General features: G+C 75.2%; 4 protein-coding genes and 1 pseudogene. 3 read left to right on the forward strand and 2 right to left on the reverse strand.

The features are described 5' to 3' along the window. Nucleotides 1–58 precede the first annotated feature (58 nt). On the forward strand, nt 59–502 hold the full coding sequence (locus E1283_RS32750) for a GNAT family N-acetyltransferase (protein ID WP_132821799.1): 444 nt from the start codon (nt 59–61) through the stop codon (nt 500–502). 124 nt (nt 503–626) lie between these two features. Beyond that, a pseudogene (locus E1283_RS40075) lies at nt 627–824 on the forward strand (hypothetical protein); the annotation flags it as partial. Nucleotides 825–854: 30 nt separating this feature from the next. Here E1283_RS40075 and E1283_RS32760 read toward each other — a convergent pair. Both E1283_RS32760 and E1283_RS32765 read right to left on the reverse strand, forming a co-directional pair. Next, a complete protein-coding gene (locus E1283_RS32760) occupies nt 855–1,928 on the reverse strand; it encodes a sigma-70 family RNA polymerase sigma factor (protein WP_132821801.1) in 1,074 nt (357 codons plus the stop codon). A 124-nt stretch (nt 1,929–2,052) separates the two neighbouring features. Further along, a complete protein-coding gene (locus E1283_RS32765) occupies nt 2,053–2,562 on the reverse strand; it encodes a hypothetical protein (protein WP_132821802.1) in 510 nt (169 codons plus the stop codon). A 182-nt stretch (nt 2,563–2,744) separates the two neighbouring features. Here E1283_RS32765 and E1283_RS32770 point away from each other — a divergent pair, with 182 nt between their 5' ends. Further along, complete coding sequence (locus tag E1283_RS32770) at nt 2,745–4,262, forward strand: protein kinase domain-containing protein (protein WP_165956334.1); 1,518 nt, start codon at nt 2,745–2,747, stop codon at nt 4,260–4,262. The last annotated feature ends 21 nt before the right edge of the window (nt 4,263–4,283 follow it).

Genomic DNA, 4,283 nt, shown 5'->3' on the forward strand with positions numbered 1-4,283 from the left:
GTGTCCGAGGGGCGGAACACGCTGGTGAGGGGCGTGCGGGCGTGTTGGGATGGTCGCCATGGACGAGGTGACCCCGGCAGGTGAGGTGACGGTGCGGGCGGCGGTGCCCGCGGACGCCGGAGCGGTGCTGGCCTTCTGGCGGGAGGCGGCCGAGGGCGTGAGCATCAGCGACGACCTCGACGGGGTCGGCCGGCTGATCGCCAGGGACCCGGAGGCGCTGCTGCTGGCCGAGCGCGACGGGGCGCTGGTGGGCACGGTGATCGCCGGATTCGACGGCTGGCGCTGCCACCTCTACCGGCTGGCGGTCGCGCCGGCCTGCCGGCGGCAGGGGGTGGCGAAGGCGCTGCTGGCCGCGGCGGAGCGGCGGTTCGTGGCGCTCGGCGGTCGGCGGGCGGACGCCATGGTGTTGCAGCACAACGAACTCGCGCACGCGGCCTGGGCGGCCGGCGGCTATCGGCCGCAGCCGGAGTGGGGCCGCTGGGTCAGGCCGCTGGCCGGCTGAGGCCGCGTCAGACCCTCGGGGACCCGGGCCCGCGGAGCGGATGCGCGACCCGGTGTCGGGGTGTCAGGTGGTGTCGAGGGATCGGGCTCGATGAGTTCGACCGGTGTGGCTGGTCTCCTTGGGTATGGGTGGCGTGGAGTTCGTGGTGTGGGGACCGGTGGTGCGGGCCGATGTGCCGGGCCTGTGCGAGCGGTTCGGGGCGGCCGTCGCGGCGGGTGGCGGCGGCCGGGTGCGGGTGGATCTGCGGGCGCTCGACCGCCCGGGGCCGACCGCGGTGGAGGCCGTCAGCCGGCTGGCGCTGACGGCGAGGCGGCTCGACTGCCGGGTGACGTTCACCGGCGTCGACGACGGGTTACGACGGCTGCTCGCCTTCCTCGGGCTCGCCGAGCTCCTGGCCGACCGGGCCGACCCGGTGGGCGTCGGCGAACCCGGGGGCGATGACGGCGCCGGGCGGCAGGCGCTCGGGGAGCCCGAACAGCGGGAAGAACCGCTCGGTGTCAAGGAAGGCGTTGATGCCGGTGATCCGACCCCCTGACACTTCGAGGACCTGCAGCGCCCACGGGACGTGCCCCCCGTCCGGCGCCGGCCGGTACTGGCCGAACGCCGGGCTGCCGTTGGCCCACGTCGGTATCAGCCGGGAGCCGGCGCAGCCTATGCCCGGGCCGGCCATCCAGTCCCGCACGTCGGAACTGCCGCGCACCCACAGGTCGTAGGGCGGCATGGACAGCATGGCGTCCTCGTGGAGCAGGGTGGTGAGCGCGTCCAGGTCGTAGCGCTCGAAGGCGTCCAGATAGCGGGCGAGCAGCTCCCGGTGCTCGCGGGAGAGCGGCTCGGCCGGGTCGGTGGCCGAGACGCCGGTGGCGGCCAGGGTGGCGCGGGCCCGCTGGAGGGCGCTGTTGACCGAGGCGACGGTGGTGTCGAGGAGCTCCGCGACCTCGCTGGCCTTCCAGCTCAGCACCTCGCGCAGGATGAGCACCGCGCGCTGGCGGGGCGCCAGGTGCTGGAGGGCGGCCACGAAGGCCAGCCGGACGGACTCGCGGGCCTCGGCGGTCTCGGCCGGGTCGGCGGTGAGGGCGCGGCTGTCGGGCATGGGCTCGATCCAGGCGGTCTCGGCGAGCGGCGGGCCGAGCACCGCGGAGGCGGTCGGGGTGGGCGCCGACAGGTCCATCGGGCGGGCCCTGCGGCTACTCCCGCTGAGCATGGTGAGGCAGACGTTGGTGGCGATGCGGTAGAGCCAGGAGCGGAGCGAGGAACGCCCCTCGAAGCGGTCGAGACCGCGCCAGGCCCGCACCAGCGTTTCCTGCACCGCGTCCTCCGCCTCGAAGGCCGAGCCGAGCATGCGGTAGCAGTGCGCCGTGAGCTCCCTGCGGTGCCGCTCCAACTGCTGCGCGGTGGGTTTCTCGCTGGTCGTCGTGGGTGTCGTCATGACCTGATCGCTCCCTGGGGATGACCGGGACGCTCGCCCGTCCCATGTCCGGCCCACCATAACGAGGGGGTCTGACAACGGCGGGTTTCCACGCGGCGGCGCCCGCCCACGGGCGCGCGCCGCGTCAACCGCGGAGCTCGCCCGCGATGTCCTCGGCCTCCGCGCGGGTGTAGGTGCCGGCGAGGCTGGCGGTGCCGTATCCGTCGGGCCCGGCGAGCACCCCGGCGGACAGCAGCCGGTCGCCGGACAGGAAGGCGACCTGGCCGCGCGGGTAGGGCTCCAGCCGCACCCGGGCGGAGAGCGCGCGGAGCGCCGCGGCGTCGGCCTGCCGGAACGTGACGCGGACCGCCCACCGGGAGGTGGCCGGCTCCGGCACGGCCTCGGCCGTCGTCACGTCCCGCACCGTGAGCCCGCCGTCCAGGTCGACCACCCGGCACAGGAAGTGGCTGGCGTCGTAGAAGGCGTTGGACTGCGCGGTCGGGCAGGACGGGGCCAGGTGCTGGGAGGTCACCTGCGCTATCCGCAGTGCCCGTTCGTCGGCGGGCGACTCGGTGAGCGGCGCGTTCCGCGCGAGTGTCACCGCGAGGAACGAGAGGGCCCCGCCGAGCACGCACAGCGCCGCCGTGGCCAGCATCGGGCCCGACGGGCGCGGGTCGGTGGAGGGTGGTCTGTCCCGACGTGGGACGGTTGGCCCGCTGCCGTTCATCACCGGTCCCCTCCCGTCCCCCTCCCGGGGGCCCCTGTGCCGCATAAAGTTAGCGGTACCGATGGCCTGTGCGCAGGTGGGTCGGAGATATGGATCAGGGGGTTCGTGGGATGCGTGACCGGGTTCTCGACGGCCGTTACCGGCTCGGGCGGCAGCTGGGTGCGGGGGCCATGGGCACCGTGTGGGAGGCGCTCGACCTGCGCCTGGAGCGGACCGTGGCCGTCAAGGTGGTGGGCTCCGTCGCCGTGGGGCGCGATCCGCGCGCCAGGGAGCGGTTCGAGCGGGAGGCGAAGCTGCTCGCCGCGCTCACCAGTCCCTTCATCGTGACGGTGCACGACGTGGGCGAGGCGCGGTTCGAGGGCGACCTGGACCCGGTCCTCTACCTGGTGATGGAGCGGCTGCGCGGCCGCTCCCTCGACCAGGTGCTGGCGGAGGAGCTGCCGCCGCTGGTCGAGGTGGCCCGCTGGGGCGAGCAGATCTGCCGGGCGCTCGCGGTGGCGCACGAGGCGGGCGTGGTGCACCGGGATCTGAAGCCGGCCAACGTGATGGTGGGCCCCGACGGCCTCGCCCGGGTGCTGGACTTCGGGATCGCCGCGGTGCTCGCCGAGGCCACCGACCACGCCAGGCTCACCTCGACGGGCGTCGTCGTCGGCACGCCCGCCTACATGTCGCCCGAGCAGATCGAGGGCCGGGCGGTGGCCGCGAGCACCGACCTGTACGCGGCGGGCTGCCTGCTGTACGCGCTGACCACGGGCCGGCCGCCGTTCCACGGCGCGTCCCTCTACCAGCTGCTGCGGCAGCAGCTGGAGTCGACGCCGGCCGCGCCCGGCACGCTGCGGGCCGGGGTGCCGCCCGAGTGGGACGAGCTGGTGCTGTCCATGATGGCCAAGGAGCCGGCGGGCCGGCCGGAGAGCGCGGAGGCCGTCGCCGACCGGCTGCGGGAACTCGGCGGCCTCGCCGCCGGCACGCTGTCCGCGGCGCCGGTCGCGCGGCCGGCCTACGAGCCGACGCGGGTCGACCCGCGGTCGGTGCTGCTGGCCGCCTGCCCGTGGTCCGAGGGCGGCCGGCTGCCGCTGGCCACCGGCCAGCGGATGCGGCTCGCGGACGTGCTGCCCGGCGGCGACACCTTCACCGTCGGCCTGCGCGGCGAGGCCGCGGCCGACCGTCCCGAGCTGGCCCTCGACCCGAGCGCACTGGTGGTCGACGAGCGCGGCCGGGTGCTGACGGACGAGCACTTCGTCTTCTTCAACAACACGGACCCGGCCGGCGTCGGCGTGCGGCTGGAGGGCGGCGATCCCGAGGCCTGGTTCACGGTCCGCCTCCCGGAACTGCCAGCGGCGGCCGAGCGGATCGTCTTCACGCTGTCGGTCGACGAGGACCAGACGCCGGGCCGCGACCTGTCCGAGGCCGGCCTGTTGCACACCCGGCTCGTCGACCCGTCCAACGACCACGAGCTGCTCTGCTACGGCTTCCCGGCCGGGCCGGCCGGGGCGACCGGCCTGGTCGTGGGCGAACTCGTCCGCGAGGAGGACGGGTGGTGGTTCGCGGCGGCCAGCGTGGCCTTCGACGGCGGGTTGGCGGAGATCGCGGAGAGCCACGGGGTGGCGGTGGAGGCGGAGGCGGGGTAGCCGCGAAGCGGCGCGTTTCTG

Source organism: Streptomyces hainanensis, assembly GCF_004348415.1.
GTDB classification, from domain to species: domain Bacteria; phylum Actinomycetota; class Actinomycetes; order Streptomycetales; family Streptomycetaceae; genus Streptomyces; species Streptomyces hainanensis.

Excerpts from the sequence above, each read along its gene's own strand:
- E1283_RS32750 (WP_132821799.1), top strand. The coding sequence starts at position 59 with ATGGACGAGGTGACCCCGGCAGGTGAGGTGACGGTGCGGGCGGCGGTG.
- E1283_RS32760 (WP_132821801.1), bottom strand. The coding sequence starts at position 1,928 with ATGACGACACCCACGACGACCAGCGAGAAACCCACCGCGCAGCAGTTG.
- E1283_RS32765 (WP_132821802.1), bottom strand. The coding sequence starts at position 2,562 with ATGCTGGCCACGGCGGCGCTGTGCGTGCTCGGCGGGGCCCTCTCGTTC.
- E1283_RS32770 (WP_165956334.1), top strand. The coding sequence starts at position 2,745 with ATGCGTGACCGGGTTCTCGACGGCCGTTACCGGCTCGGGCGGCAGCTG.